26 protein-coding genes and 1 tRNA gene are annotated in these 25,206 nt (G+C 34.9%); 19 read left to right on the top strand and 8 right to left on the bottom strand.

Annotation, left to right across the window (positions count from 1 at the left end; genetic code table 11):
• Position 1: 1 nt before the first annotated feature.
• Both ribB and AC8GF4_RS04245 read left to right on the top strand, forming a co-directional pair.
• Positions 2 to 1,135, top strand: coding sequence for a 3,4-dihydroxy-2-butanone-4-phosphate synthase (ribB, locus tag AC8GF4_RS04240; protein WP_506592941.1), 1,134 nt, complete (start codon positions 2 to 4; stop codon positions 1,133 to 1,135).
• Positions 1,136 to 1,451: 316 nt separating this feature from the next.
• Positions 1,452 to 1,539: transfer RNA gene (locus tag AC8GF4_RS04245), tRNA-Ser, on the top strand.
• 441 nt (positions 1,540 to 1,980) lie between these two features.
• Here AC8GF4_RS04245 and AC8GF4_RS04250 read toward each other — a convergent pair.
• Together AC8GF4_RS04250 and AC8GF4_RS04255 are read right to left on the bottom strand one after the other, a co-directional pair.
• Positions 1,981 to 2,934: an L-threonylcarbamoyladenylate synthase gene (locus tag AC8GF4_RS04250; RefSeq protein ID WP_506592942.1), complete on the bottom strand. Its 954-nt coding sequence runs from the start codon at positions 2,932 to 2,934 to the stop codon at positions 1,981 to 1,983.
• Positions 2,935 to 2,947: 13 nt separating this feature from the next.
• Positions 2,948 to 3,784, bottom strand: a complete 837-nt coding sequence (locus AC8GF4_RS04255; RefSeq protein ID WP_506592943.1) for a DUF6671 family protein — start codon at positions 3,782 to 3,784, stop codon at positions 2,948 to 2,950.
• A 978-nt stretch (positions 3,785 to 4,762) separates the two neighbouring features.
• Here AC8GF4_RS04255 and AC8GF4_RS04260 point away from each other — a divergent pair.
• Positions 4,763 to 5,686 (top strand): LysR family transcriptional regulator, encoded by a 924-nt coding sequence (locus tag AC8GF4_RS04260; RefSeq protein ID WP_506592944.1) that lies wholly within the window; start codon positions 4,763 to 4,765, stop codon positions 5,684 to 5,686.
• Positions 5,687 to 5,838: 152 nt separating this feature from the next.
• Here AC8GF4_RS04260 and AC8GF4_RS04265 read toward each other — a convergent pair whose 3' ends face one another.
• The 3 genes from AC8GF4_RS04265 to AC8GF4_RS04275 are packed head-to-tail and all read right to left on the bottom strand — an operon-like array spanning position 5,839 to position 7,897.
• A complete protein-coding gene (locus AC8GF4_RS04265) occupies positions 5,839 to 6,804 on the bottom strand; it encodes a sodium-dependent bicarbonate transport family permease (RefSeq protein ID WP_506592946.1) in 966 nt (321 codons plus the stop codon).
• 41 nt (positions 6,805 to 6,845) lie between these two features.
• Complete coding sequence (locus tag AC8GF4_RS04270; protein WP_506592947.1) at positions 6,846 to 7,601, bottom strand: carbonic anhydrase family protein; 756 nt, start codon at positions 7,599 to 7,601, stop codon at positions 6,846 to 6,848.
• A 17-nt stretch (positions 7,602 to 7,618) separates the two neighbouring features.
• Positions 7,619 to 7,897 (bottom strand): hypothetical protein, encoded by a 279-nt coding sequence (locus tag AC8GF4_RS04275; protein ID WP_506592949.1) that lies wholly within the window; start codon positions 7,895 to 7,897, stop codon positions 7,619 to 7,621.
• 390 nt (positions 7,898 to 8,287) lie between these two features.
• On the opposite strand from AC8GF4_RS04275, the gene AC8GF4_RS04280 reads away from it, so the two are divergent.
• Positions 8,288 to 8,848 carry a DUF6642 family protein gene (locus AC8GF4_RS04280; RefSeq protein WP_506592950.1) on the top strand — a complete coding sequence of 187 codons (561 nt, stop codon included), beginning with the start codon at positions 8,288 to 8,290 and terminating at the stop codon, positions 8,846 to 8,848.
• Between the two features lie 279 nt (positions 8,849 to 9,127).
• On the opposite strand, the gene AC8GF4_RS04285 is transcribed toward AC8GF4_RS04280, so the two are convergent.
• Positions 9,128 to 9,304, bottom strand: coding sequence for an acyl-CoA dehydrogenase family protein (locus tag AC8GF4_RS04285; RefSeq protein WP_506592952.1), 177 nt, complete (start codon positions 9,302 to 9,304; stop codon positions 9,128 to 9,130).
• Between the two features lie 72 nt (positions 9,305 to 9,376).
• On the opposite strand from AC8GF4_RS04285, the gene AC8GF4_RS04290 reads away from it, so the two are divergent.
• From AC8GF4_RS04290 to AC8GF4_RS04350, 13 genes are all read left to right on the top strand, one after another.
• Positions 9,377 to 9,709, top strand: coding sequence for an ArsR/SmtB family transcription factor (locus AC8GF4_RS04290; RefSeq protein WP_506592954.1), 333 nt, complete (start codon positions 9,377 to 9,379; stop codon positions 9,707 to 9,709).
• A 147-nt stretch (positions 9,710 to 9,856) separates the two neighbouring features.
• Positions 9,857 to 10,327 (top strand): DUF6428 family protein, encoded by a 471-nt coding sequence (locus tag AC8GF4_RS04295; RefSeq protein WP_506592955.1) that lies wholly within the window; start codon positions 9,857 to 9,859, stop codon positions 10,325 to 10,327.
• A 247-nt stretch (positions 10,328 to 10,574) separates the two neighbouring features.
• Positions 10,575 to 11,207, top strand: a complete 633-nt coding sequence (locus AC8GF4_RS04300; protein ID WP_506592956.1) for an arsenate-mycothiol transferase ArsC — start codon at positions 10,575 to 10,577, stop codon at positions 11,205 to 11,207.
• 149 nt (positions 11,208 to 11,356) lie between these two features.
• Entirely contained in the window at positions 11,357 to 12,427 is a 1,071-nt protein-coding gene (gene arsB / locus AC8GF4_RS04305) for an ACR3 family arsenite efflux transporter (protein ID WP_506592957.1), read from the top strand.
• Between the two features lie 438 nt (positions 12,428 to 12,865).
• Positions 12,866 to 13,171: a hypothetical protein gene (locus AC8GF4_RS04310; RefSeq protein ID WP_506592958.1), complete on the top strand. Its 306-nt coding sequence runs from the start codon at positions 12,866 to 12,868 to the stop codon at positions 13,169 to 13,171.
• Between the two features lie 103 nt (positions 13,172 to 13,274).
• The gene (locus tag AC8GF4_RS04315) at positions 13,275 to 13,748 is read left to right on the top strand and encodes a lipocalin family protein (protein WP_506592959.1); all 474 of its coding nucleotides are present in this window, start codon (positions 13,275 to 13,277) and stop codon (positions 13,746 to 13,748) included.
• Positions 13,749 to 13,780: 32 nt separating this feature from the next.
• Positions 13,781 to 14,527 (top strand): SDR family NAD(P)-dependent oxidoreductase, encoded by a 747-nt coding sequence (locus AC8GF4_RS04320; protein WP_506592960.1) that lies wholly within the window; start codon positions 13,781 to 13,783, stop codon positions 14,525 to 14,527.
• A 202-nt stretch (positions 14,528 to 14,729) separates the two neighbouring features.
• Positions 14,730 to 15,725: an NADP-dependent oxidoreductase gene (locus tag AC8GF4_RS04325; protein WP_506592961.1), complete on the top strand. Its 996-nt coding sequence runs from the start codon at positions 14,730 to 14,732 to the stop codon at positions 15,723 to 15,725.
• Between the two features lie 25 nt (positions 15,726 to 15,750).
• Positions 15,751 to 16,437: a type 1 glutamine amidotransferase domain-containing protein gene (locus AC8GF4_RS04330; RefSeq protein WP_506592962.1), complete on the top strand. Its 687-nt coding sequence runs from the start codon at positions 15,751 to 15,753 to the stop codon at positions 16,435 to 16,437.
• Positions 16,438 to 16,441: 4 nt separating this feature from the next.
• Positions 16,442 to 17,824, top strand: a complete 1,383-nt coding sequence (locus tag AC8GF4_RS04335; RefSeq protein ID WP_506592963.1) for an NAD-dependent succinate-semialdehyde dehydrogenase — start codon at positions 16,442 to 16,444, stop codon at positions 17,822 to 17,824.
• A 16-nt stretch (positions 17,825 to 17,840) separates the two neighbouring features.
• Positions 17,841 to 18,443, top strand: coding sequence for an SOUL family heme-binding protein (locus tag AC8GF4_RS04340; RefSeq protein ID WP_506592964.1), 603 nt, complete (start codon positions 17,841 to 17,843; stop codon positions 18,441 to 18,443).
• Between the two features lie 289 nt (positions 18,444 to 18,732).
• Positions 18,733 to 19,833: an alkene reductase gene (locus AC8GF4_RS04345; RefSeq protein ID WP_506592966.1), complete on the top strand. Its 1,101-nt coding sequence runs from the start codon at positions 18,733 to 18,735 to the stop codon at positions 19,831 to 19,833.
• 8 nt (positions 19,834 to 19,841) lie between these two features.
• On the top strand, positions 19,842 to 20,414 hold the full coding sequence (locus AC8GF4_RS04350) for a YceI family protein (protein ID WP_506592967.1): 573 nt from the start codon (positions 19,842 to 19,844) through the stop codon (positions 20,412 to 20,414).
• Between the two features lie 204 nt (positions 20,415 to 20,618).
• Here AC8GF4_RS04350 and AC8GF4_RS04355 read toward each other — a convergent pair whose 3' ends face one another.
• Positions 20,619 to 21,170, bottom strand: coding sequence for a DUF4494 domain-containing protein (locus AC8GF4_RS04355; protein WP_506592968.1), 552 nt, complete (start codon positions 21,168 to 21,170; stop codon positions 20,619 to 20,621).
• A 711-nt stretch (positions 21,171 to 21,881) separates the two neighbouring features.
• On the opposite strand from AC8GF4_RS04355, the gene AC8GF4_RS04360 reads away from it, so the two are divergent.
• Complete coding sequence (locus AC8GF4_RS04360; protein WP_506592970.1) at positions 21,882 to 22,316, top strand: acyl-CoA thioesterase; 435 nt, start codon at positions 21,882 to 21,884, stop codon at positions 22,314 to 22,316.
• Positions 22,317 to 22,338: 22 nt separating this feature from the next.
• A complete protein-coding gene (locus AC8GF4_RS04365) occupies positions 22,339 to 22,728 on the top strand; it encodes a DUF1398 domain-containing protein (protein ID WP_506592971.1) in 390 nt (129 codons plus the stop codon).
• A 72-nt stretch (positions 22,729 to 22,800) separates the two neighbouring features.
• On the opposite strand, the gene katG is transcribed toward AC8GF4_RS04365, so the two are convergent.
• A complete protein-coding gene (gene katG / locus AC8GF4_RS04370; protein ID WP_506592972.1) occupies positions 22,801 to 25,032 on the bottom strand; it encodes a catalase/peroxidase HPI in 2,232 nt (743 codons plus the stop codon).
• Positions 25,033 to 25,206: the final 174 nt, after the last annotated feature.

Consider the following 25,206-nt stretch of genomic DNA (forward strand, 5'->3'; position numbering starts at 1 on the left):
GATGCCTAATTCAAAAATACAACTCAACACTATAGAAGAAGCCATTGAAGACATTCGTCAAGGCAAAGTAATCATTGTGGTTGACGATGAAGATCGCGAGAATGAAGGGGATTTTCTGGCTGCTGCCGAGAAAGTAACGCCAGAAATGATCAACTTTATGGCTACCCATGGCCGCGGTTTAATCTGCGCACCACTTACAGAAAGTCGTTGCAAAGAATTGGGATTGCACGTAATGGTAAGTAACAATACTGACCCTATGGAAACTGCTTTTACGGTTTCGGTGGATTTAAGGGGTAATGGAGTGACTACTGGTATCTCTGCTGCCGATAGAGCCAAAACCATACTTTCATTAGTAGATTCAGACACAAAACCACATGATTTAGCACGTCCTGGTCACATTTTTCCACTAATTGCTAAGCAAGGTGGCGTTTTAAGAAGAACAGGCCATACGGAAGCTGCGATAGATTTTGCACGGTTGGCTGGATTTAAATCGGCTGGAGTGATTGTAGAAATAATGAATGAAGACGGAACCATGGCCCGCTTGCCTCAATTGGTAAAAGTGGCTAAGAAATTTAACTTAAAATTAGTTTCTATTGAAGCATTGGTAGCCTATAGAATGCAACACGATAGTTTGATTGTCAAAAAAGAAGATTTTGACATAGAAACTCGTTTTGGCAGTTTTAGACTAAGAGCCTATCAACAAACTACCAATAAACAAATTCATATTGCATTAACCAAAGGAACTTGGAATATTGGTGAGCCAATATTAACTAGAATCAACTCCACCTCAGTGAACAATGACATATTGGGTACTTTGACGAATGATGCTAATAAAAAATTGGACGATATGTTTCAATTAATAAATCAAGAAGGAAAAGGGGCTGTATTATTTATTAATCAAGAAGCGCAATCAATTGATTTATTGAATCGCATATCTGAATTAAAAGTTTTACAAACCAAGGGCGAATTCAAAGCACCTCAAATCAAAATGGACAACAAAGATTTTGGTATTGGCGCTCAAATCTTACATGACATTGATATCTCAAAAATTCGATTATTATCGAATACAGAGCAGACCAAACGAGTTGGGATGATCGGATACGGCTTGGAAATTAAAGATTATGTGAAGTATTGAGTTTTTAGTGAAACGCAAATAGTTAAAAGTATTTAGAGAAATCCTTCGGAATATAATTTCGGAGGATTTTTTTTATGTTTATTTTGATTGGAAATAAGATTTATAATTTTAATCAAAGCCAATTCTAATCACTTTTGACTAATTACTCAATCGTTGCAAAACTTTTTTTTTAAAATATTTATAATCTAAAGTAAAGCAAATGAAATGGTTAAAAAGTCACATGAAAAAAAGATGAATTTTTTCTAAAAATACACTTGCACAACCAAAAAAGGTTCTTATATTTGCACTCGCAATCAGGTAATGAAAGCGACATACTGGAGAAATGGCAGAGCGGTCGAATGCGGCAGTCTTGAAAACTGTTGACTGTAACAGGTCCGGGGGTTCGAATCCCTCTTTCTCCGCCAGTATTTGAACCCTCAACAAAAGTTGAGGGTTTTTTGTTTTTATATCTTACCCATTCTAAAAATCTTATAGTTTAAAATAGCTAAGAACTATTTTTAGGCATCAGGTGCAAAAGTTGGCGATTAAGAAATAAATGGACAATCTGAATAAGAAGAAATCAATTTTTCTCGAGTCAAGCCTACAACCTATGAATGACCAAAAATTAAGCATTACAACTTTTATCTCCATAAAGTTAAAAAACCAGAAACAAAGGGTTACTCAATTTAAAATTGAAGTAGTGATTAATTCACCCTGAAATAGTAATACTTCTAGCCCAATTTTTCAATTGTAATAAAAAAATAGTACTTGATCGATGCTTTTCAATTTATTCATTTTCCAATAAAATAACATTAAGTATTGATTTGATCTAATTTAAAAAAAACAAGTACGAATAATTGTTTTTTTTATTTCTTTATAGCTCTTTGCAACCGATCATTAAGCGTCATCCCTAAACCTTCGTTTGGAAATTGTTCTGCAATAATGACATCTAAATTCCTTTCATCCAAACGATGTAATGCGCCATATAATTTTCTAGTAGCTTCTTTTAAATCTCCATTCTTGGATAGTACTTCTTGAATAGTGTTTTCTTTATTAACTATTTCATTTTTAAAAAGTAATAAACCAATTTTTTCTCCCTCAAAAGACTTCAGTAATTCGGACACATTATTGGTTAGATAGGTATTGGTTTTTGGAGCGTAATGCCGCGAAAGCATACCGGGTGAATTGGGAGAACTGTCATTGTTTACAGTAATTAGTAGTTTTCCAATTATATTTTCAATCTCAGGTACCGAAATGGATCCATGCCGGTATAATACTGGTTGATTCTCTACAAATCCGATAATAGTGGATTCTACCCCTCTTTCGCATTCACCACCCTCTAAAATAACATCAAGTTCATTTTCAAAATAATTTAAAACATGCGCTGCACTAGTAGGACTAATAGAACCAAACGGATTTGCGCTTGGAGCAGCTAAAGGAAATTCAAGTTCTTCAAAAAGAGCTAAAGCCACAGGATGATTCGGCACTCTTATAGCAACGGTTTCTTTTCCGGCTGTTATTAAATCTGAAATGTGGGGTTGTTTTTTCAAGACTAATGTCAAAGGGCCTGGCCAAAATTTTTCAGCAAGCCGCAAGGCTATTTCCGGAATATCACAGGCAATTGTATTTAACAAAGATGCCGACTTAATATGGATAATTAACGGGTTATAATAAGGTCTCTTTTTAAGTGCAAATATTTTTTTTATGGCATTCTCAGAATAAGCATTTCCGGCCAAACCATAAACAGTTTCGGTAGGTAGGGCAATAATCTCGTCATTTATTAGAGCTTGTTTGGCATTCTTTATATTAGTTGTTATCAAAATGTGTGTTATTTTAAGGATTACAAATGTCGCAATAGGTAGGATCTTCGAATTGTTTGTTATTCGGATACTTTTCTTCTTTCGAATACGAACATTTTTGACAGCTATAGATGTGACTCAAAGTAGATCGGGTTGGAAAACGGCATAATTCACAAGGCAAACCTTGTTTTGCAGCGGTTATTCCAAATCCGGGTGTATTGCAACTGGGACAAAGAGAATTTATTTTATTGGCTAATTTGATGGCGACATTTTCTATCACTGTCATTCGAGTTGGGTTATACATCGCCCTCATATCGGTTTCAACATAAACACTCCCATATAATTTGATGAAATGATTAAAAGCAGCAGAAAGTTCTTTCCAATTTGTAATTCCCTTTTCAATTTCAATAAAATCAGAAGCTGATTTTCTAACAATTAGACCATGAGAAGGAAATTTAGACTTTACTGCAAATTCGTCTAACTGACTTTTGTTAGTAATCACCGATCCATTAAAGTTTGTTTCCATACTTATCTCTCTTACAATGATTTCCAAATTGTTTTTTTTATCAATAAACAATAAAAATTCATCATCGGCATGGGCAAAAAAAATGGATGGATGGGCTCCAAATGAACCTTCGCTTGCAATTGCCAAATCACAGTTCGTTAGATTCATTGCCAACAAACATTTATTTCTTGCTGTTGTTATAGGATCATATTTTCTTTCAACTTCTCCTGTAAAGGTTCCGAGTTCATCCGTATCAAAATCTGCTGAAATAAAACATTTTACACCTAATTCTCTTTCTAAAATGGGTGCTATAACTTTTTCCTTTTTGTGTTTGGTTGCTATTAACAAATCTCTTCCTTTGAACATATTATTTTTTTAGAATTAGATAGGTTTGACTTTACTAAAGAAATTATCTGGAGTTTTTTGTTTTGGCTCTTCTATTAATTTAAACACACTTTCCTTATTCTTTTTAATTCTGGAATTCTTTTACAGCAGTTATGTCCAATTTTACAAAACATCCGTTTTATATACTGTTTATATTAGTATTGAATTTATAAAATAAACATTCAACACTATTTGCCTAGCTTCATCAGGAGAAAAATGACATTCAATTAGTTTGAATTCTTTTGTGTTTTTCTTTTTAATTTGGCCTCTTGGCTAGCTATTTCTCTAAATATAATTGCTCCAATAATTATTGAAAACATCACACATAATTCACGAGTAATAACATCCTTCAAAAAAAATGACATTACCAAAAAAAATATCATTAGTACTACTCCTACATAATTTTTAATTTCCACCATTAGCCTATATTATTCATTGTTTATTTCAAAATCAATTATTAATCGTTTCCTTTTTGTTTTTTTTTTATTTCTTACTTCAAAAAGCTTCTTTTGAAGATGTATTATTTGAATTTCATTTCTCTTAAGACTTTCTTCATTGTCCGAAATACTATTTATATTTTCGTGATACTTAATTTTTACAGTAATCATTTGTGTAATTAGCCCTATTGCAACATTGGAGCAAATTCATCTTTTATTAGTTGTATAGTCATAGATATTATATTTTAAATTGGAGTTGCTTTTGCTCTATCGTCAAAAATTCTGTTGAACCTAAGAATTAACGTACGGTTAAATGGTGTTTTTGCTCCTGTTTTTTTTTCTTCTGCTGCCAAAATTTCATTAAAGACAAGCCTGCCTCATTTTCACTAGTAAAAGAACAATCACCTTTTGCAACTCTTATTTTTTCATTTTAAATTTATCCTATATTTTAAAACTACAAAGTTGAGACTTCTTATTCATTAGTTTTTATTTATATTTGTAATGTAATCTATTAAAATATTTTATGAACTACACTCTAAATCAATTGCAAATATTTCTAAAAATTGTTCAAACACAAAGCGTAACAAGAGCTGCAGAAGAATTACATTTAACTCAACCAGCTGTTTCTATTCAACTCAAGAACTTTCAAGAACAATTTGATATCCCTTTAACAGAAGTACTTGGAAGAAAAATATACATTACCGATTTTGGGAGGGAAATTGCAGAAGCAGCCGAAAATATCATCAACCAAGTCTATGCCATAAACTATAAAACATTAGCTTATAAAGGCCAATTAACGGGCCGACTGAAAGTTTCGGTAGTGTCAACAGGCAAATATATTATGCCTTATTTTCTGGCTGATTTTATGAAACAACATCCAGGAATCGAATTATTAATGGATGTAACTAATAAAAATAAAGTCATTAAGAGTTTAGCAAATAATGAAGTGGATTTTGCTCTGGTTTCAATCTTACCAACCTCATTGAATATTGAAAAAATAGATTTACTCCAAAACAAATTATTTTTGGTGAGTGATAAAAATGCAAAATTTGAAAAGGGAACTACCATTACAGATATATTAAAAGATTTGCCATTAATTTTCAGAGAAAAAGGATCGGGTACAAGGCAAACGATGGAGAGTTTTATTGAACGCAATACTATTTCAGTCCTAAAAAAAATGGAATTAACGTCCAACGAGGCTGTGAAACATGCTCTATTAGCGGGCTTTGGTTGTTCTATTATGCCGCTGATTGGAATTGGGAGAGAACTGAACAGTAAAGAATTACAAATAATTCCAATAAAAGGTCTTCCTATAAAAACGACATGGAGTCTAATCTGGCTAAAAGGGAAAAAGCATTCTCCTGTTTCATTATCATTTTTAGAATATTTAAAAAATGAAAAAACACAAATTGTTCAGGATAAATTTAGTTGGTATGAGCAGTATTAGTAAATTGACTTTATTGGGATTTACTTAATACTGTGAAAAGTATTTGTAGCAAACCCCAAATGTGCCAATTATAGAATTTCTATTTTTTTTATTGTATAATGGGTTAAAATCCTTTTTCTCAGCTTAATCCAGACAGAGTAAAGATATCAGGGTTAAAAATGTTGGACAATCAGAAAATACAATGGCATCCCCACGGTAATATTTATAGGAAAAGTAACTGCTAGTGCCATTGGCAAATAAAGTCCAGGATTGGCTTTTGGCACTGTTATTTTCATTGCTGCTGGAACTGCTATATAAGAAGCACTTGCTGCCAATACCGCGAACATGAATCTATTTGTGATGTCTGCTGTTACAAATGAACTTAGGTATGCAAAAATACAACCGTTTAATAAAGGGATTACTACAGCAAACACAAATGGGAATAGTCCAAATGAAAAGAAGGATTTCAGTTTTCTTCCACTTGTAATCCCCATGTCTAAAAGGAAAATGGCAAGAAAACCTTTAAACAAATCGTTTGTAAATGGCTTGATTCCTTCTGCTTGTTTAGCACTGGCTAAAAAACCGATTACTAAACTTCCGAGTATAAGCAGGACGCTTCCGTTGGTAAATGAATGCTTGATTACGGAAGGTATCTTGATATTTGTAGATGCATCTTCCTTATTAAATACTGATATTAGAACCAATCCAATAATTATCGCTGGTGATTCCATCAAGGCCATAATTGCTACCATGTGTCCATGAAGGCTTAATTGCTGTGATTCAAGATATGAAACTGCAGTTACAAAAGTTACTGCACTTACAGAGCCATAAGCTGCTGCAATTGCACCTGAATCAAAAACACTCAACTTTCTTTTCAGAATAAAAAAGGTATATAAGGGTATAAGTGCCGAAATACCGATACCAAATAACATTGACCATCCAATTTCGCTGGTAAATGTTTCATGTGATAGTTCTTGACCCCCTTTAAAACCAATTGCAAATAGTAAATAGAGCGAAATAAATTTTGACGAACTAGGTGGTATTTCCAAATCACTTTTTACATAAACAGCGATTATGCCTAGAACAAAGAACATTAGTGCTGGATTGGTTAGATTTTCTAATAATAAATTAAAATTCATAGTGTTTTGTAATTGTTGTTTTATAAATTGATTTAAAATAACTAGTCAATAAACTCTAATTTGCCTGTTAGAAGAGAATAATAGGCCCCTACTATTTTTATCTCTCCTTTACTTTCCATTTCTTTCAAGATTTCGCTATTAGCTCTTATTTTGGAGATACCATTTTGTATATTATTTTTATTTACTGTTTTTACATAAGCTTCATTTTTTGAAGATTTATCCCCTTCAAAACTTTGACTCATTGCAACGGCAGGTTTAATATTTGCTAGCATTGAAGTTATATTACCAAGGTGTACATCATCAATTGCACCTTTTACTGCTCCACAATGTTGGTGACCCAGTATTATGATTAGTTTTGCACCAGCCACTTTACAGGCAAATTCCATACTCCCCAAAAGATCTGTATTTACAAAGTTTCCAGCAACTCTACCTACAAGAACATCACCAATTCCTTGATCAAAAACATCTTCCACCGGCACTCTGCTATCCAAACAACTTAAAACCATTGCTTTTGGGAATTTACCTCCAGTTGCAGCTTTTCTTATTTCTGCTGAATGGTCTCTTTGTGTTACATTGCCACTATTAAAGCGTATGTTGCCATCCTTAAATTCTTGCAAAACTTGTTCAGGTGTTAATGAATCCTGCTTGGATTTTGTCATTAAATGCGTTGCTATAGAAATTCCTTCGTCAATCGTTGCTTTGTTTGAAGTATCAGCTTTGTTTATTTTTGAAGAACAAGCACAAAAAGCAATTAATAGTAGAAATGATATTGAAAAATTAATTATAATCTGCTTCATCTTTTAGTTTTAACAGTTTATTTTAGAAAGTTGATTTTTACTTCTGATTTTATTTCAATCTTATTTTCACCATTTGGTATTTCCTTCATTAGGGCTAAAATCGTTTCCAAACTTTCTTTTAATTCCGGAATTCTTTTCACGGCTATTTCGTCTTCTTTTCCAAATCGCTCAATAGAACTAAAATTTTTCAATTGATGAAACTGTATTTTACTTGAATACAAATTTCTTAATAACTCGAATGCATCATCAGATGTAAAATGACCATCTATCAAGGTTATTGTTTTACTTTCAATCATAATTATACTTTTTTATTAGTTTAAAATAAGCAGTCTTTCCGCTATTTAAATTTAACACTGCAAAATTGAAAATTATAATTCATAAATTTTTATATATATTTATAATAAAATACATAAAATAAATTTATGTGTTCTATGTCAAATCAATTTCTACAAAAACAATTTTAAAACCAAAAAACTATAATTTTACCTTTTATTCAATTAAAAGTTTTAAGCCTATCTTTTGTATTAAGTTTGAGGATTTGTAACAACAAAATCAACCCTTTTAATTACAATAATAAATTTTGTGAATGATACTAAATTCGGATGCTTTTTTATGTTAAAAATCTCTGAAGCACAATTTTGTCTTCCTAAAAACAATCTTATCTTTGTACTCTAGCACTACATCTCATGGATTATGACACCTTTATTTTCTGTCTCGAAGCAGTTCCAGACATAGAAACAAACTCGACTACAGAAGTGGTCAAAAACTTAGAAGAATTAGCCATTGATAAGAGAATTGCAAGCATTTATAAAACCTGCGATACTATTGAAGGATTGGAAGACAGTTTGAATGCCTTACTCTATGATGATCATAATTTTAAAAATTATGAAATCATCTATTTAGTTATGACTGGAGAAGGAAATAATATTTGCCTCAATGATTACTATTATAGTTTTGAAGAATTGGCAGAAATTTTTGAAGGAAAAATGAAAGGAAAAATTGTTCATTTCGCAAATACAAAAATATTAGACCTAAACGAAGAAGAAGCACAATATTTTCTTGATGTTACAGGAGCACTTGCTGTTTCAGGTTATGGGGAAAGAAAAAAAAATTTAAGTAGCATTCTTATCGATAAAGATTTTTTTAAAATATGTCAAGAAAAAGATGATATCATTGAAATAGTTGAAGAATTGCATCAAAAAAACTATGCTTTATGTAAGTTGCTTGATTTCAGGTTGTATTATTAGATCTTCTGAAATATAAAGCAAGAATTCAATAGTCACCATGCCGTAATTAAAAAAATTACTAAAAATATTTAATCAATTTTACAATTAACCATATCCATAATTTCATTTGCAACTGCATAAATTCGAGTCACTTGATTGTCCGCATACATGCAATTGGGTAATCTTACATTTCAGCATATCTTCCAATCAATTACAAACATTCATCAACCACTTTTACGTACATATCTGTAACCGAATGCTAATACTTTGAGGCACTTTCGGCATAACGTTTATGATTAACTAATAAGACGCTAGAAAGTCAGAATGCAATGAAAATCCTGAACCAGTAATTCCCTTTTTGGAAAACTCTTCAATAAGTAAGGCATTAAAAGTAAAATCCAACCCACATACACCAAATTGTTCAGGTATATCCAAACACAATAAACACTTGAATTCAAAAGAACAAGATTCTTTCAAAATCAAAATTTTATCTATTTCTCTTTTGTATTTCAAAAGTATATCGTAATATTGCAATATAAAAATAATACAATGGGAGTTACAAAAACAGAACACTTTACAGACGAGCAAAACGAATTGGCAATTTTAGCAAAAGCAATAGGACATCCCGCTCGTATTGCTATTATTGAATACCTATTAAAAATGGACAGTTGCATTTGCGGAGATATTGTTAATGAATTACCTCTTGCACAACCTACCGTATCGCAACACCTAAAAGAATTAAAAAATGCCGGACTCATAAAAGGGAATGTAGAAGGAAACACTGCTTGTTATTGCATCAACGAAATAGGTTTCAATAAAATCAAAGGCTTCTTTCAATTGGTCAGTTCGTATATCGAAAAAAAGAAAAATAATTGTTGTTAATTTAAGTATCAAGAATTGAGTATTAAGTACAAAGACTAAACACTTAAACCAATTAAACTTTTAAACTTTTAAACTCTTAAACTCTTAAACTCTTAAACTCTTAAACTCTTAAACTTTTAAACTCTTAAACTTTTAAACTTTTTCATCATGAAACTATCAGAAATTAAAAAACACTTAAACACTGCTACAGGTGTAACTTTTCAGTTGCCAAACGGCACATTTGTTCCCGAACATTTCCACGTAACTGAAGTAGGAATGATTACCAAAAACTTCATTGATTGTGGCGGAACCGTTCGCAAAGAATCGGTTGTGAATTTTCAATTGTGGGATGCTAATGATTTTGACCACCGTTTGAAAGCTCAAAAACTATTGAACATCATAGCTCTTTCCGAAAAAATATTGGGACTTGAAGATCTTGAAATCGAGGTAGAATATCAAGATACAACTATCGGAAAATACGATTTAGGATTCAATGGCGAAACCTTTTTACTGTTGAATAAACAAACCGCTTGTTTGGCATTAGACCAATGTTGTCCTCCTCAAGAAAAACAAAAGGTACAACTATCGGAAGTGGGCAACCAAGCAAACAGTTGTACGCCAGGTGCTGGCTGTTGTTAACCTCACCCCAACCCTCTCCAAAGAAGAGGGAGCCTAGACCTCATTCCTCCTGCAAAGTCTTTTTCCAGACCTTGTAGGTGTTTATAAACTTAACATTACCCACAACTTCAAAAATGGCACACAGATGACACAGATTGAACGGATGAGCACGGATTTAAAAAAGATTTTTAATCCGTGTAAAATCCTCTTAACCTGTTAAATCTTTAGGCATTATTCATATTACAATAACTAAATAACTTATTCTAAAATGACACAAATTACAAACCATTTATTTTCAACTATCAACAATTCCATCGATACGTTTAATTTCGACTCTATTTCTACCGAACGCAAAGTCATTTTGCAACCACTTGTTGATTTCATCCAATCCAAAGCAACCGCACACCAAGACATTCGACTCAATTTCATCTGTACACACAATTCCCGCCGAAGCCATTTGTCTCAAATTTGGGCGCAAACTGCGGCGGCTTATTTCAACATCAAAAATGTTTTTAGCTATTCTGGAGGAACAGAAGCTACTGCTTTATTCCCAATGGTTGCTCAAACATTAACCAATACAGGGTTTCAAATCAAAACGTTATCCGATGAAACGAATCCAGTGTATAGTGTAAAGTACAACGAAAACGACCATCCATTAATCTGTTTTTCTAAAACCTACGACGATGTTTTCAACCCACAAAGTGAGTTTGCTGCGATTCTAACTTGCTCTTCCGCCGATAATGGTTGTCCGTTCATAGCAGGAGCCGAAAAACGAATCCCCATCACCTTCGTAGACCCAAAAGCCTTTGACAACACCCCACAACAAGCCGAAAAATATCAGGAAAGAAGCATCCAAATTGCAACCGAACTGTTTTATGTTTTCTCCCTAATAAAGAATTAACACCTCAATTCCACAATCATACCTAAAAATTTATAGATACCGATTTCACAGATTGGCACAGATATAAATCTAACAATTTGTGTGAATTTGTGTAATCTGAGTCAAAGAAAAAACACTTGAATAATCGAATAAAATACATTTATCAAACTATGTCAGCAAATAACTGTGCTCCCGCTTTAGAGCGAAAAAAACTAGGATTCCTAGACCGAAACCTAACCCTTTGGATATTCCTTGCTATGGCCATTGGAGTTGCCATAGGCTATTTCATCCCATCGAGCAGTGGGTTCATCAACTCCTTTTCGAGTGGCACCACCAATATTCCCTTGGCAATAGGATTAATTTTGATGATGTACCCGCCACTGGCCAAAGTCAAATACGAACAAATGGGCGAAGTTTTCAAAAACACCAAAGTTCTGGGTGCTTCTCTCTTTCTAAACTGGATTATCGGCCCTATTTTAATGTTTGTCCTCGCTTTACTTTTCTTAAACGGTTATCCCGAATACATGATCGGCGTTATCCTCATAGGCCTCGCGCGTTGCATTGCCATGGTAGTTGTTTGGAACGACCTAGCCGATGGAGACCGAGAATATGCCGCAGGGTTAATTGCCTTAAATAGTATCTTCCAAGTTTTAATGTTTAGCGTTTATGCTTACGTTTTCATCACCATCCTCCCACCTTATTTTGGCTATGACGGTTTTGAAGTCAACATCAGTATTGGGCAAATTGCAGAAAGTGTGGGTATTTATTTAGGCATCCCTTTTGCTTTAGGAATCATCAGCCGTTATGCCTTGATTGCCATCAAAGGAACCGAATGGTTCGAGACCAAATACGTCCCATTTATCTCCCCAATCACCTTAATTTCCTTATTATTCACCATAGTGTTAATGTTCAGTCTTAAAGGAGAGTTAATCGTTCAAATTCCAATGGATGTCGTTCGCATCGCCATACCGTTAGTGATTTATTTCGTCATTATGTTTGTCATGAGTTTCTTCATAGGCAAGTATTTTGGTGCCGATTATTCCAAGTCAACCGCCATTGCCTTCACCGCTACAGGAAACAATTTTGAGTTGGCCATTGCCGTTGCTATTGGTGTTTTCGGTATCAATAGCGGACAAGCTTTTGCGGGCGTCATTGGCCCCTTGGTCGAAGTTCCCGCTCTAATCGCCTTGGTCAATGTCGCCTTTTGGTTCAGAAAAAAATACTACGGAGGCAAAGAGTAGTCTTATGAGGAGCTATTTCCTGCTATCCGCTTGTATCTTTTCTTGTCCCGTTAGAAAAAACGGGACAAGAAAAGGATACCGCTTCTATCAGGGCTAGGACATCCATTTTCATAAAACATTTGTTTTCAAACATCACACAAACTGCAATTCCGATATTTTTTCGGAGTTGCAGTTTTTTTATACAATTAAAAAAAAGACAAATCCTTTTCAAGCTCCCATAATCTCATTTTTTGACTTTAGAAAACCATCTTTATAATGCTCTTGACTCAATGTTATAGAACGAAACACACATTCGCAACTCATTAATATTAAATAATATACACTTTTTTTTTATAACTTTAAAAAAGTGTAAATGATATAACTCTTTACAACAATTATATAAGGTATTATTAGTCAAAAAGAATAACCTTTAACCTATTGTCAAAACTCATTCACAGTATGAAAAAATACGCAATGGAAAATAATCAAAAGTTAGTGGCTAATATTCAAAACACTATCAAAAGAGAAAAGCTATGGAATGCAACAATAAAAAACTTTGAAATCAAATCCTTAGTCAAAAAAATTGAAGTTACATTTCTAAGTCAAATGACAATTGTTTGTACTGAAGTCACAAACAAAGTCATGGTTAGTTTAAAATCCAGCTGGTTACTCCCCGAAAACAAAGCTACCGTAAAGGCTCAAAATGGATGGTATACTTTAGAAAATGAACTGATAATTATTTACAATTATGCTACTCCTTACTAAATCTGACCTAAGCAAAGAGAGCAAAATGCCAATGCTTTCTCTCGCTAATAAAAAATTATCTTCCTTTTTGATTTTTATATTTTTCTTGTCTACAACAATCGCTATGTCACAATCCCTTCAAACAGTACCTTATGTCGATTTGAAAAAATATACAGGAAAATGGTATGAAATTGCAGCATTTCCACAATGGTTCCAAAAAGGCTGTTATTGCTCAACAGCTGAATATACTTTAACTGATAAAGGTTTTGTAATTGTTGAAAACAACTGCAACAAAAACAGCATTAACGGAAAACAATCAAACATTAAAGGCAAAGCATTTGTTGAAGAAAATAGTGGAAACGCAAAACTAAAAGTACAATTCTTTTGGCCATTCAAAGCCAAATATTGGATCATTGATTTGGCAGACGATTACAGTTATGCCGTCATAGGTCATCCAAACAGAAAATACTTGTGGATTCTTTCAAGAACACCAACTATGGACGATGCCATCTATCAACAAATCATTTCTAGAATTAAAGAAAAAGGATTTGATATTTCAAAAATTAAAATCACAAAACAACAATTAAAAAAAGCATAAAACAATGCTTTGAAAGCTAAAAAATTGGACTAATGAAACGATTAGAAAACAAAATTGTATTTATCACTGGTGGTAATTCGGGTATCGGAAAAGCTTCAGCTCTTGAAGCAGCGAGAGAAGGAGCAACAATTGTAGTGGCAGATTTAGAAAAAAACAATCACGATCAAACAATAAAAGAAATAAAGGCTTTAGGTGCTGAATGCCTTTTTGTTCCAATTGATGTATCGGATGCAAATAGTGTAAAACAAGCAATAACAACAACAGTTGAAAAATTCGGAGGGTTGGATATTGCTTTTAATAATGCCGGTATTGGTGGTGTTTATTCTGGAATTCATGATTTGCCAGAATCCGTTTGGGACCGCTTAATTGCTGTAAATCTTACTGGACAGTTTTATTGTGTGAAATATGAATTGCAACAGTTTTTAAAACAAGGTGGTGGTGTTATTGTAAATATGTCATCACTCGGTGGCCTGAAAGCGGAACATGGTTTAGTGCCCTACACTGTTGCTAAACATGGCGTAATAGGAATTACAAAAAATATTGCGGTTCAATATGGTGCTCAAAATATCAGGGCCAATGCAATTTGTCCTTATTATGTCGAAACACCTCTTTTGAGTGCTGCTCCCGAAGAAGTACATAAAGCCTGGATTGAAGGAACTCCAGCAAAACGTCTTTGCACACCCGAAGAAGTGGCTAAGGCATTTATTTATTTGGCCTCAAGCGATTCAAGTTATTGCAATGGAACACAACTCATTTTGGATGGTGGTGTAATGGCGTAATTAAAAATGGTTCTACCATGAATTGTGTTGATAAGAAAAAAATAAAGAAAAATTTTTACCATTAAGAGATTAAGAAAAAATAAGTTGTCTAGGACTTAATGGTTTAAAGAAAAATTAAATTTTTAATTTTTAAAACCCACACGATTGAATTTAGAACCTTAAAAACAAACAAAAATCGAATATTTTAAAAAAAATCATAATCATGAATAAAGTAATTCTATTAAATAAGCGTCCTTTTGGAAAACCAACACTAGAGGATTTTAAAATCGTTAATGAAGAGATTCCAACTGCAAAAGATGGTGAAATTTTACTAAAAACAACCTATGTGTCGGTTGATCCTTATTTGCGAGGCAGAATGAATGACAGCAAATCATATGTACCTCCATTTGAATTAAATAAACCCATACAATCTGGTATTATAGCAGAAGTTGTAGAGAGTAAACATGCAAAATTTAAAACAGGTGATTTTCTAACAGGCAATTTAGAATGGAAAGAATACCAAGTTGCTACCGGACAAGGACTTTATAAAGTGGATGAAAACGAATTTAAACTGTCGGCTTATTTGGGAGTTTTAGGAATGACAGGACTTACCGCTTACTTAGGACTTACAGAAATTGGATTACCAAAGAAAGAGGAAACCCTTTTTGTTTCTGGAGCTGCTGGTGCTGTTGGAACAATAGTGGGTCAAATCGGTAAATTACTTGGTTGCAAAGTTGTTGGAATTACTGGCTCTGATGAAAAAGCAGCACTAATAACTTCAAAGTTTGGCTTTGATCATGCCATTAATTACAAAACAACACCGGATTTAAAAGAAGCAGTTAAAAATGCAAGTCCAAATGGTATTGATATCTATTTTGACAATGTGGGTGGTGAAATTTCCGATGCTGTATTAGCAAACATAAATAAATATGCACGATTACCTGTTTGCGGAGCCATATCCCTTTACAATACAACTACGATAGATCTTGGCCCTCGATTACAACCTATTATTTTAACCAAAAGTGCCACAATGCGTGGATTTATAGTAAGTGATTTTTTTGAAAAATTTCCAACAGCTACCAAACAATTAACACTTTGGTTAAAAGAGAATAAAATCACCTTTAGCGAAACTATTGTTGAAGGTTTTGATAATATTCCTCAAGCATTCATTGATCTATTTGATGGAAAAAATGAAGGGAAAATGATTGTGAAAATTTAATAATTATTATAAAAAATAAAAAAAAATGAAAATACTAATTGTATTGACTTCTCATAGTGAAATGGGAAATTCTGGTGAAAAAACTGGTTTTTGGATAGAAGAATTCACAACACCTTATTATGTATTGGCCAATGCAGGAGCCGATATCACCATCGCTTCTCCAAAAGGAGGTCAGCCACCAGTTGATCCAAAAAGTGAATTAGCCGATGCGCAAACTCCCTCAACAGAAAGATTTTATAAGGACAATGTCCTTATCGACAAAGTGGCGTATTCCTTCAAACTGAGTACTATAAAACAAGAGAATTTTGACGCCGTTTTTTATCCGGGCGGACATGGACCGTTATGGGATTTGGCAACAGATAAAGACTCCATCCAATTAATTGAAGCCTTTTACAATCATCAAAAACCAATTGCATTTGTGTGTCATGCCCCTGCAGCTTTAGTAAATGTGAAAACAAAAGATGGAGAATCCCTTGTCAAAGGAAAAGAACTAACTGGTTTTTCAAACACCGAAGAAGAAGCAGTCAAACTAACAAAAGTGGTTCCGTTTTTATTAGAAGATGAACTTAAAAAACACGGTGCTTTATATTCAAAAGGGGGTGATTGGGCTTCATATGTAAAACAAGATGGGTTATTAATTACTGGACAAAATCCCGCATCTTCGGGAGCAGTTGCCGAATTACTTTTAAAAACAATAACCGATAAAAAATAAAATCATGGCAATTCAAACAATCAATCCAACAACCAATAAAGTTGTCAAATCATTTGATGAAATGACTGTGGCTGCTGTAGATAAAGCAGTAGCAAACGCTGCAATTGCATTTGAAGAATGGAAGCAAACAGATTATCAAACAAGAGCTCAGCTATTATACACAGTGGCGGGCTTGTTGCGAGCAAAAAAGAATGAGCTAGCCAAATTGATAACATTAGAAATGGGTAAACTCCTTTCTCATGCCGAAGGAGAAATAAAATTGAGTGCAGAAATATTTGACTATTACGCTAAAAATGCTGAATCTTTTTTAGCAGATAAAATACTAAATCCAGTACATGGAAAAGCACTCATAAGATATAGTCCTGATGGTGTGCTTCTGGGTGTACAACCTTGGAATTTTCCGTTTTATCAGGTGGCTCGTTTTGCGGCACCAAATATTATGATTGGAAATACCGTATTAATCAAACATGCTTCCAATGTACCACAATGTGCTATTGCCATTGAAGAAATATTTTTAGAAGCAGGAGCACAAATAGGTCTTTATACCAATCTATTAGTATCTGGTAAAAGGGCTACTGAATTAGTAGCCGACAAAAGAATTAGAGGGGTATCACTTACAGGAAGTGAAACCGCAGGCGCCAGTGTAGCTGCAGAAGCGGGGAAACATATCAAAAAATCAGTTCTCGAATTAGGAGGTAGTGATGCTTTTATTATTCTGGAAGATGCGGATATAGACAAAGCCGTAGAATGGGCAGTGGTTGGACGAATTAACAACAACGGTCAGTGTTGTGTCGCCTCAAAACGATTTATAGCCGTAGAAAGTATTGCCGATTCATTTCTTAAAAAATTTAAAGAAAAAATGGCTGAACTGGTAGTTGGTGACCCTATGGATGATACTACAAACTTAGGCCCACTTTGTTCAGAAGCAGCTGCAGTAAATATAGCCGACCAGGTGCAAAGAGCTGTAAATGGAGGAGCAAAAATAGTGTTGGGAGGCAAAAGAGTGGACAGAGAAGGAGCTTACATGGAAGCCACTATCTTAACCGATATATTGCCTGAGAATCCTGTTTTTTACGAAGAATTTTTTGGTCCAGTCGCACTTTTCTTCCAAGTAAAAGATGAAGCGGAAGCCATTGCATTAGCCAATAATTCTCCATTCGGTTTAGGTGGTTCCGTGTTTACAAAGGATATTGAAAGAGGTAAAAGAATAGCCAATCAAATTGATACCGGTATGGTTTTCATCAATCACCCGACTTGGACACAAGCCGATTTGCCTTTTGGTGGCACAAAAAACTCAGGTTACGGAAGAGAAATGGCTGAATTTGGATTGGACGAATTTGTAAACAAAAAATTGATCCGAATAAGTGAATTGAGTGATCCATTTTGATTAAAAAGCAATACCAATGAAAGCATTTATCACTATATTGCTACTACTTATCGTAATATTCATTCTATTTCAAATCTACACTACCATGTCTAGCAATAAAACAGAAACTCAAGCATACAAAGTTATTCGGGTAGAGGAAAATTTTGAAATTCGATACTATCCCGCTGCAACGATGGCAATGATTTCTTCTACTGCAAAATCATATCGCGATTTGGGACAATCAGGATTTGGAAAATTGGCAAAATATATTTTTGGAGGAAATAGCGAAAAGAAACAAATTGCTATGACATCGCCCGTGCACATGGATATTGGTGATGCCAAGTCTACAATGGCATTTGTACTTCCATCGACATACAACGAAACTAATTTACCAACACCAAATGATTCGAGTATATCCATTGTAACTTCAGAACCTGAATATGTTGCTGTCATACAGTTTGCAGGTTTTGCTTCTAATGAAAGTATTAATGAACATCGGATTTTATTAGAAGAATCCCTAAAGACTAAAGGATTGTCCTACTATGGTGATTTTCGCTACTTGGGTTACAATCCTCCTTATCAACTGTTCGACAGAAGAAATGAAGTGATTGTAGCTTTAAATGCAGATCAATTTAACTAAAAAAAGGTTAATCCAACCCATTGGGTGAAATTATTTTTTACCACATAGAAACATAGAATTTATAGTTTTTAAAAGAAAGAAATAGACGTTTTACTATTCACATAGCTATTCTATGTGAGAAATAGTGATATTTCTATTTATTCTTAGTCTATTTAGCATTAATCTATGATTCTATGTGGTTAAATTTTTATTTTATTTCAATTTCACACAACGGGTTAATCTAATGTACTATAATTGTTTATAAAAGCGTTTCATTAAAAACTAAGTTTAAAATTCTAATAAAATACAAATGAAAAAATACAAATTATTTAGTCCGATTAAAGTAGGTGCAATAGAATTGAATAATCGCATCGTTATGGCACCAATGACGCGTTGCAGAGCTATTGATGCTATTCCGAATGAACTCATGGCAACCTATTATCAGCAACGCGCTTCGGCTGGTTTAATAATCACCGAAGGTACTTCTCCTTCCCCAAATGGTTTGGGTTACGCACGTATGCCAGGTATTTTTAGCGAGGAACAAATACTCGGGTGGAAAACAACAACAACCGCAGTACACAATAGCGGTGGAAAAATAATAATTCAATTGATGCACTCGGGAAGAATAAGCCACAAACTGAATATGGCTGAGGGAACGCAAATAATAGCCCCTTCTGCTATAAAACCAGCCGGTCAAATGTGGACAGATGCCAAAGAAATGCAGGACTACCCTACTCCCAAAGCAATGACTGCCGAAGATATAGTTTTGACCCAAGCCGAATATGTAACTGCTGCAAAAAATGCAATTGCAGCCCATTTTGATGGTGTTGAACTACACAGCGCAAACGGTTATTTGCTGGAAGAATTTTTGTCACCCGTGAGCAATGTGCGAACTGACCATTATGGAGGCAGTATTGAAAATCGCTGTCGATTTGTTCTTGAAGTGACAAAAGCAGTTGCAATCGCTATTGGAAAAGAAAAAACAGGTATTCGTTTATCGCCTTATGGTGTAGCGGGTGATATGGCCAATTATCCAGAAATAGATGCTACTTATGATTATCTCACAAAAGAACTCAATAAATTGGAGATTGCTTATATCCATTTAGTCGATCATTCTGCAATGGGAGCCCCAGTAGTGCCTATTGAAATAAAAAAAATGATTCGCAAAAATTTCAATAACATCCTTTTCAGTTGTGGTGGCTATACCAAAGAAACTGCTGAAGCCAATATTGAGAGCGGTATGTGTGATCTTGTTGGATTTGGACGTCCCTTTATTAATAATCCTGATCTCGTAGAAAGATTAGAACACAATCAGGAATTATCGCAAAACCTCAAAATGGATTTATTCTATTCGGCAGACGAAAATGGGTATACCGATTATCCCAATTTTAAAGTACCGTCTATTAAATAAAATAAATTATGAAAAAATCAATCTTATTTAGTTTAGCAATAAGTCTGCTGTGTTCCTTCAGTACGAATGAAACGATGTGGACACAAGATAAATTGCATTCTCAACTTAACTTCAGTGCCACACACTTTGGAATATCACACGTTGAAGGCCGATTTCAATCTTTTTCAGTCAATATGAAATCGGAGAAAGCAGATTTTTCGGATGCACAAATAGAAATGACAGCCGATATAAAATCGATTAATACTGAAGTAGAATTCCGTGACAATGATTTACGAACCAGCAAATGGTTTGATGCGGATAAATTTTCAACACTGAATTTTAAAAGCACTTCGTTTACCAAAATCAAAGGAAAAGTATATAAACTAAAAGGCTTTTTAACAATGCATGGCATCACAAAAGAAGTAGCCTTTGATGCAACCTTTAACGGTTGGGCAATTACAATGACCAAAAAAAATACCGCTGGATTTACAATAAAAGGAAAGTTACTTCGCAGCGATTATAACGTAGGAAATTCGGCTTTGCTTACTGGTGTGAGTGATGAAATTTTGGTTTGGACCAATATTGAAATGGGTAAAAATTAGAAAGTGCTATAAATCTCAAAAAATTAAATCACATCCATGTTCCGTTCTAAAAAACGATTCAGATTATTGGATAAAAATAAATAGTAAACAGTGAGAAGACTTTAGTCCAGCTTTGAAACTCATCTGCAAAACTGTTCCAAAATTTAACAAAAAAAGAGGGCTAATAAAGTCCTCTTTCTTATTTTATAATGTTCCATCAAGTAACTAAACGTTTTCGGCTACATATTCTGGAGCAAATTCGATAGTATCTTCTACTTCAACAGCTACAGGTCTAGAAGCTTTCTTAGCATTAAAACGTTCTAGCGCTTCGGTTTCTCCTTCTTCACCACTGAAATAAGGAAAAACATCCATAATTGGAGATTCCGAAATAGCAGGTATAGAATACTCTCCCATTGTAGTACTCATAACATGGGTAGTGTTATCAAAAGCTTCTTTCACATCATTGGCTTGCACCAACAAATACATATTCGATCTTCGTTCTTTGCCACTTTCTTCGTCATACGCCATCAACGAAACCTTAGATTTAAACCAACGATCGGCATTTTCAAAAGGGTGAATCTCAGCGTAATTAGCCACTTTTATATTCGTAATTTTAAATTCTTCGCTAATGTAAGCCGACATCTCTTCATTGATTCTACTTTCTGCTTCTGTATAAGACAAAGCATCTACCAAATACGGCTCTGTCGTAACTTTTTGCCCACCAGTTTCATCTGTTTTTCTATATTTTACTTTGCATTCGTACCAAATTGTGCTCATCTGTCTTTTTTTTTAAGGAAGCCAAAGATAGATTTTACAGCAAATAAAAATCACAATTTAGAAAATAGATATCCACAATTTATTTTTGCAGCACCCAACATTCTGTAATTCAAATAGGTCTTCGAATTCTACAACTATTTTTCTATGCTGTCAAATGCGTGAGGTCAATGTCATTAGGTTAAGCTTTTTTTCTCGCCAAGACGCAAAGGCGCAAAGTTTAGATCCGATTTCTTTGGGTCTTCGCGTCTTTGCGAGAGTTCCATTTTGAAAAAAAATAGTTAGAAATCCTTAATCCCAGATTCAGCATTAGACATTATTACGCAGAGTCACACGAAGAATTCGCGAAGAATCACAAAGTTTTTTAAGCTCCATTCAAAGAATTCGATTTTCCTTTGTGCATCTTTGCGAATCCTTTGCGCATCTTCTTGAAATTTTTCCTATTGCAGTATCTCGGTTAACATAGTGACATTGTGCGTGAAGGATGGAAGCGGCATCTCCCGATTTAGAAAAACAAGGCTTTTTCTGCCGTAGTTTTTGTTAATCGGGAATATAGCGTACAGCCTGACCTCGTTGCTCCTGAATTGTTGTTGCAAACCCAAATGTTGTGCAACGAGGGCACGCCCAAAACCAACTACATATGCAATACCGCTTTGTCAATGCAAAAATCCTCTCTATCTTTGCTTGTAAAAACCGAATATAAATTAAAATCCTATGGCTACATTTAGCAAACAACTGTCCTTTCGTTGGTCTGATTTAGACCCCAATTTTCACTTGCGTCACAGTGCCTATTATGATTTTGGAGCGCAACATCGCGTCGAGATTCTGGCACAATTAGGATTGACCTTGAGAGTGATGCAAAAGGAATTCATTGGTCCTATATTATTTAGAGAAGAATGTGTCTTCAGAAAAGAAATCAACCTCTCTGACGAAATTACAATGCAAACCAAAATTGCAAAAATGAAACCAGATGCTTCCCGATGGACCATTGTTCATGAGTTTTACAAAGAAGATGTTTTGTGTGCCGTGATCACAGTAGATGGAGCCTGGATGGATGTAAAAATCCGAAAACTGGCCTCTCCTACTCCTCAGGTTGTAATAGATGCCTTAAGTGCTTTTCCAAAAACAGCCGATTTCATCTCGTTATAATTAATCCAAATTCAATCGCATTATGTTTACCATTGCTCAAATAAAAGAAGCGCATGCCAAAGTTCAATCTGGCGCCGACTTCCCTGCTTACATTCAAGAATTAATTGCATTAGGCGTACTTGGCTATGACACTTTTGTCAACGACGGTCATGTAGAATATTTTGGTGCCGATAACTTTCGAGCGGTAGCAACGGAAACGTACCCCAATATCACTATTGCTCCATTTGCCAACAAAGAACGCTTCATTGAATTTCTGGTAATGCACCAAGGCGGTCAAACCGATTACCTTACTTTCTGCAATCATGCCGGACAAAGTGGAATTGCAAAATGGAGCGTGAATATTGTTGAAATGACCTGTACGTATTTGGATCAAACTGGTGATGCTATTTTGATTGAAAAAATACCGAGTTAGGTTTTCAAAAAAAAACATTAAAAAAGGTGATCTGTTTCTAGATCACCTTTTTACTTTTATAAAATTATCTTTTTAATTTAAATCGAAACGATCCAAATTCATGACTTTGTTCCAAGCGGCAACAAAGTCTTTTGTAAATTTCTCTTGCGAATCGGCACATCCATACACCTCAGCGATAGCGCGAAGCTCTGAATTGGAACCAAAGATAAGATCGACGCGAGTTCCTGTCCATTTCAATGCCCCTGACTTACGATCACGACCTTCAAAAACTTCTTTTGAATTGGAAGAAGCTTTCCAAATTGTACCAAAATCAAGCAAATTAACAAAGAAATCATTTGTCAATGTCTCAGGACGATTTGTAAATACTCCATGTTTAGATTGATCAAAATTAGCATTCAAAACACGTAAGCCACCTACCAGTACAGTCAACTCAGGTACTGTTAGTGTTAAGAGTTGTGCTTTATCAATTAGCATTTCCTCTGCCGAAGTCGTGTATTGGGTTTTCATATAATTTCGAAATCCATCAGCCTCTGGTTCAAGAACGGCAAAAGACTCCACATCTGTTTTTTCCTGAGAAGTATCGGCTCTTCCCGGTGTAAAGGGAACGGTGCTATTTTGTCCCGCTTGTTGAGCTGCTTTCTCAATTCCTACACCTCCTGCTAAAACGATTAAATCGGCTAGTGAAACTTGTTTTCCGCCAGATTGGTTACTATTGAAAGTGGCTTGAATTCCTTCAAGAGTTGATAGTACAGTCGAAAGTTGAGTTGGATTATTAACCTTCCAGTCCTTTTGTGGAGCAAGACGAATACGCGAACCATTGGCACCACCTCGTTTATCAGATCCACGGAATGTTGATGCCGAAGCCCAAGCTGTAGATACCAATTGAGATGCAGATAATCCTGAAGCAAGTATTTTAGTTTTCAAATCATTAATATCATTATAATCAATTAATGGATGTGTTACAGCAGGAATGGGATCTTGCCAAATCAGTTCTTCTTTAGGTACTTCTGAACCTAGATAACGTGCGATAGGTCCCATATCACGATGTGTTAACTTGAACCAAGCCCGAGCAAAAACATCAGCAAATTCATTTGGATTTTCAAGAAAGTGTCTTGAAATTTTTTCATAAATAGGATCGGCTCTTAAGGCAAGGTCCGCGGTAAGCATCGTTGGTGCGTGACTTTTTGAAGGGTTATGAGCATCGGGCACCGTTCCCGCACCGGCTCCGTCTTTGGGTTTCCATTGATGTGCACCGGCTGGACTTTTCGATAATTCCCATTCGAATTTAAATAAGTTTTCAAAATAGTTATTACTCCACTTATTGGGTGTAGTTGTCCAAGCACCTTCAAGCCCACTACCAATAGTATATTCTCCATTTCCAGTACCAAAAGTATTTTTCCAACCCAAACCTTGCTCCTCAATTCCAGCAGCAGCGGGTTCTGGACCAACATATTCATTTGGATCTGCAGCACCGTGGGTTTTACCAAAAGTGTGTCCCCCTGCAATAAGGGCCACCGTTTCTTCGTCATTCATAGCCATACGGGCAAAAGTCTCCCGAATGTCACGAGCGGATAAAAGCGGATCTGGATTACCGTTTGGCCCTTCTGGATTCACGTAAATAAGACCCATTTGTACAGCCGCCAAAGGATTCTCCAATTCACGATCACCCGAATAGCGTTTGTCGTCCAACCATTTCCCCTCGGATCCCCAATAAATATCTTCATTGGGTTCCCAAACATCCGCGCGACCGCCAGCAAAACCAAAAGTCTTAAAACCCATTGATTCTAGCGCACAGTTCCCTGTAAGAATCATTAAATCGGCCCATGAAATCTTCTTACCGTATTTTTGTTTAATAGGCCATAACAGCAAACGAGCCTTATCAAGGTTCACATTATCTGGCCAACTGTTGAGTGGTGCAAATCGTTGCGTACCAGCTCCCGCGCCTCCACGTCCATCGGCAATACGATACGTGCCGGCGCTGTGCCATGCCATCCGAATAAAAAACGGCCCATAATGGCCATAATCTGCCGGCCACCAATCTTGAGAGTCGGTCATTAAATCGAAAAGATCTTTCTTCACCGCAGCGAGATCAAGGCTATTGAAAGCCGCAGCATAGTCAAACTCTTCTCCCATTGGGTTGGACAATGAAGAGTGTTGACGAAGAATACCTAGTTTTAACTGATTGGGCCACCAGTCACTGTTTTTTGGGCCAGATCCGGCACTTTGTTTTGAACTGCCTCCTGAAAACGGACATTTAGCTTCTCCGTTAGCAGTCGTTGTGCTTTGATTTTCATTATTTTCCATAACATGATGATTTTTAAAAACTTACTTACGAATTTATCAAATTATTCCTTATCTAAATTATTTTTTCAATAGATAAATTCTATAACTACAGTCGAAAACCGTAATTTAGAATAGTTCTTTACTTGACTGAAATATCTTTTTTTAGTTGTATTTTCGTTTACAGAAAAAATTAAA

The organism is Flavobacterium rarum (SeqCode), assembly GCF_965234445.1.
Classification (GTDB): Bacteria; Bacteroidota; Bacteroidia; order Flavobacteriales; family Flavobacteriaceae; genus Flavobacterium; species Flavobacterium rarum.

What these genes read in the sequence shown, in the direction of transcription:
- ribB (WP_506592941.1), top strand. Translation starts at nt 2, where the DNA reads ATGCCTAATTCAAAAATACAACTCAACACTATAGAAGAAGCCATTGAA.
- AC8GF4_RS04255 (WP_506592943.1), bottom strand. Translation starts at nt 3,784, where the DNA reads ATGTTCAAAGGAAGAGATTTGTTAATAGCAACCAAACACAAAAAGGAA.
- AC8GF4_RS04260 (WP_506592944.1), top strand. Translation starts at nt 4,763, where the DNA reads ATGAACTACACTCTAAATCAATTGCAAATATTTCTAAAAATTGTTCAA.
- AC8GF4_RS04265 (WP_506592946.1), bottom strand. Translation starts at nt 6,804, where the DNA reads ATGAATTTTAATTTATTATTAGAAAATCTAACCAATCCAGCACTAATG.
- AC8GF4_RS04270 (WP_506592947.1), bottom strand. Translation starts at nt 7,601, where the DNA reads ATGAAGCAGATTATAATTAATTTTTCAATATCATTTCTACTATTAATT.
- AC8GF4_RS04275 (WP_506592949.1), bottom strand. Translation starts at nt 7,897, where the DNA reads ATGATTGAAAGTAAAACAATAACCTTGATAGATGGTCATTTTACATCT.
- AC8GF4_RS04280 (WP_506592950.1), top strand. Translation starts at nt 8,288, where the DNA reads ATGGATTATGACACCTTTATTTTCTGTCTCGAAGCAGTTCCAGACATA.
- AC8GF4_RS04290 (WP_506592954.1), top strand. Translation starts at nt 9,377, where the DNA reads ATGGGAGTTACAAAAACAGAACACTTTACAGACGAGCAAAACGAATTG.
- AC8GF4_RS04295 (WP_506592955.1), top strand. Translation starts at nt 9,857, where the DNA reads ATGAAACTATCAGAAATTAAAAAACACTTAAACACTGCTACAGGTGTA.
- AC8GF4_RS04300 (WP_506592956.1), top strand. Translation starts at nt 10,575, where the DNA reads ATGACACAAATTACAAACCATTTATTTTCAACTATCAACAATTCCATC.
- arsB (WP_506592957.1), top strand. Translation starts at nt 11,357, where the DNA reads ATGTCAGCAAATAACTGTGCTCCCGCTTTAGAGCGAAAAAAACTAGGA.
- AC8GF4_RS04310 (WP_506592958.1), top strand. Translation starts at nt 12,866, where the DNA reads ATGAAAAAATACGCAATGGAAAATAATCAAAAGTTAGTGGCTAATATT.
- AC8GF4_RS04315 (WP_506592959.1), top strand. Translation starts at nt 13,275, where the DNA reads ATGTCACAATCCCTTCAAACAGTACCTTATGTCGATTTGAAAAAATAT.
- AC8GF4_RS04320 (WP_506592960.1), top strand. Translation starts at nt 13,781, where the DNA reads ATGAAACGATTAGAAAACAAAATTGTATTTATCACTGGTGGTAATTCG.
- AC8GF4_RS04325 (WP_506592961.1), top strand. Translation starts at nt 14,730, where the DNA reads ATGAATAAAGTAATTCTATTAAATAAGCGTCCTTTTGGAAAACCAACA.
- AC8GF4_RS04330 (WP_506592962.1), top strand. Translation starts at nt 15,751, where the DNA reads ATGAAAATACTAATTGTATTGACTTCTCATAGTGAAATGGGAAATTCT.
- AC8GF4_RS04335 (WP_506592963.1), top strand. Translation starts at nt 16,442, where the DNA reads ATGGCAATTCAAACAATCAATCCAACAACCAATAAAGTTGTCAAATCA.
- AC8GF4_RS04340 (WP_506592964.1), top strand. Translation starts at nt 17,841, where the DNA reads ATGAAAGCATTTATCACTATATTGCTACTACTTATCGTAATATTCATT.
- AC8GF4_RS04345 (WP_506592966.1), top strand. Translation starts at nt 18,733, where the DNA reads ATGAAAAAATACAAATTATTTAGTCCGATTAAAGTAGGTGCAATAGAA.
- AC8GF4_RS04350 (WP_506592967.1), top strand. Translation starts at nt 19,842, where the DNA reads ATGAAAAAATCAATCTTATTTAGTTTAGCAATAAGTCTGCTGTGTTCC.
- AC8GF4_RS04355 (WP_506592968.1), bottom strand. Translation starts at nt 21,170, where the DNA reads ATGAGCACAATTTGGTACGAATGCAAAGTAAAATATAGAAAAACAGAT.
- AC8GF4_RS04360 (WP_506592970.1), top strand. Translation starts at nt 21,882, where the DNA reads ATGGCTACATTTAGCAAACAACTGTCCTTTCGTTGGTCTGATTTAGAC.
- AC8GF4_RS04365 (WP_506592971.1), top strand. Translation starts at nt 22,339, where the DNA reads ATGTTTACCATTGCTCAAATAAAAGAAGCGCATGCCAAAGTTCAATCT.
- katG (WP_506592972.1), bottom strand. Translation starts at nt 25,032, where the DNA reads ATGGAAAATAATGAAAATCAAAGCACAACGACTGCTAACGGAGAAGCT.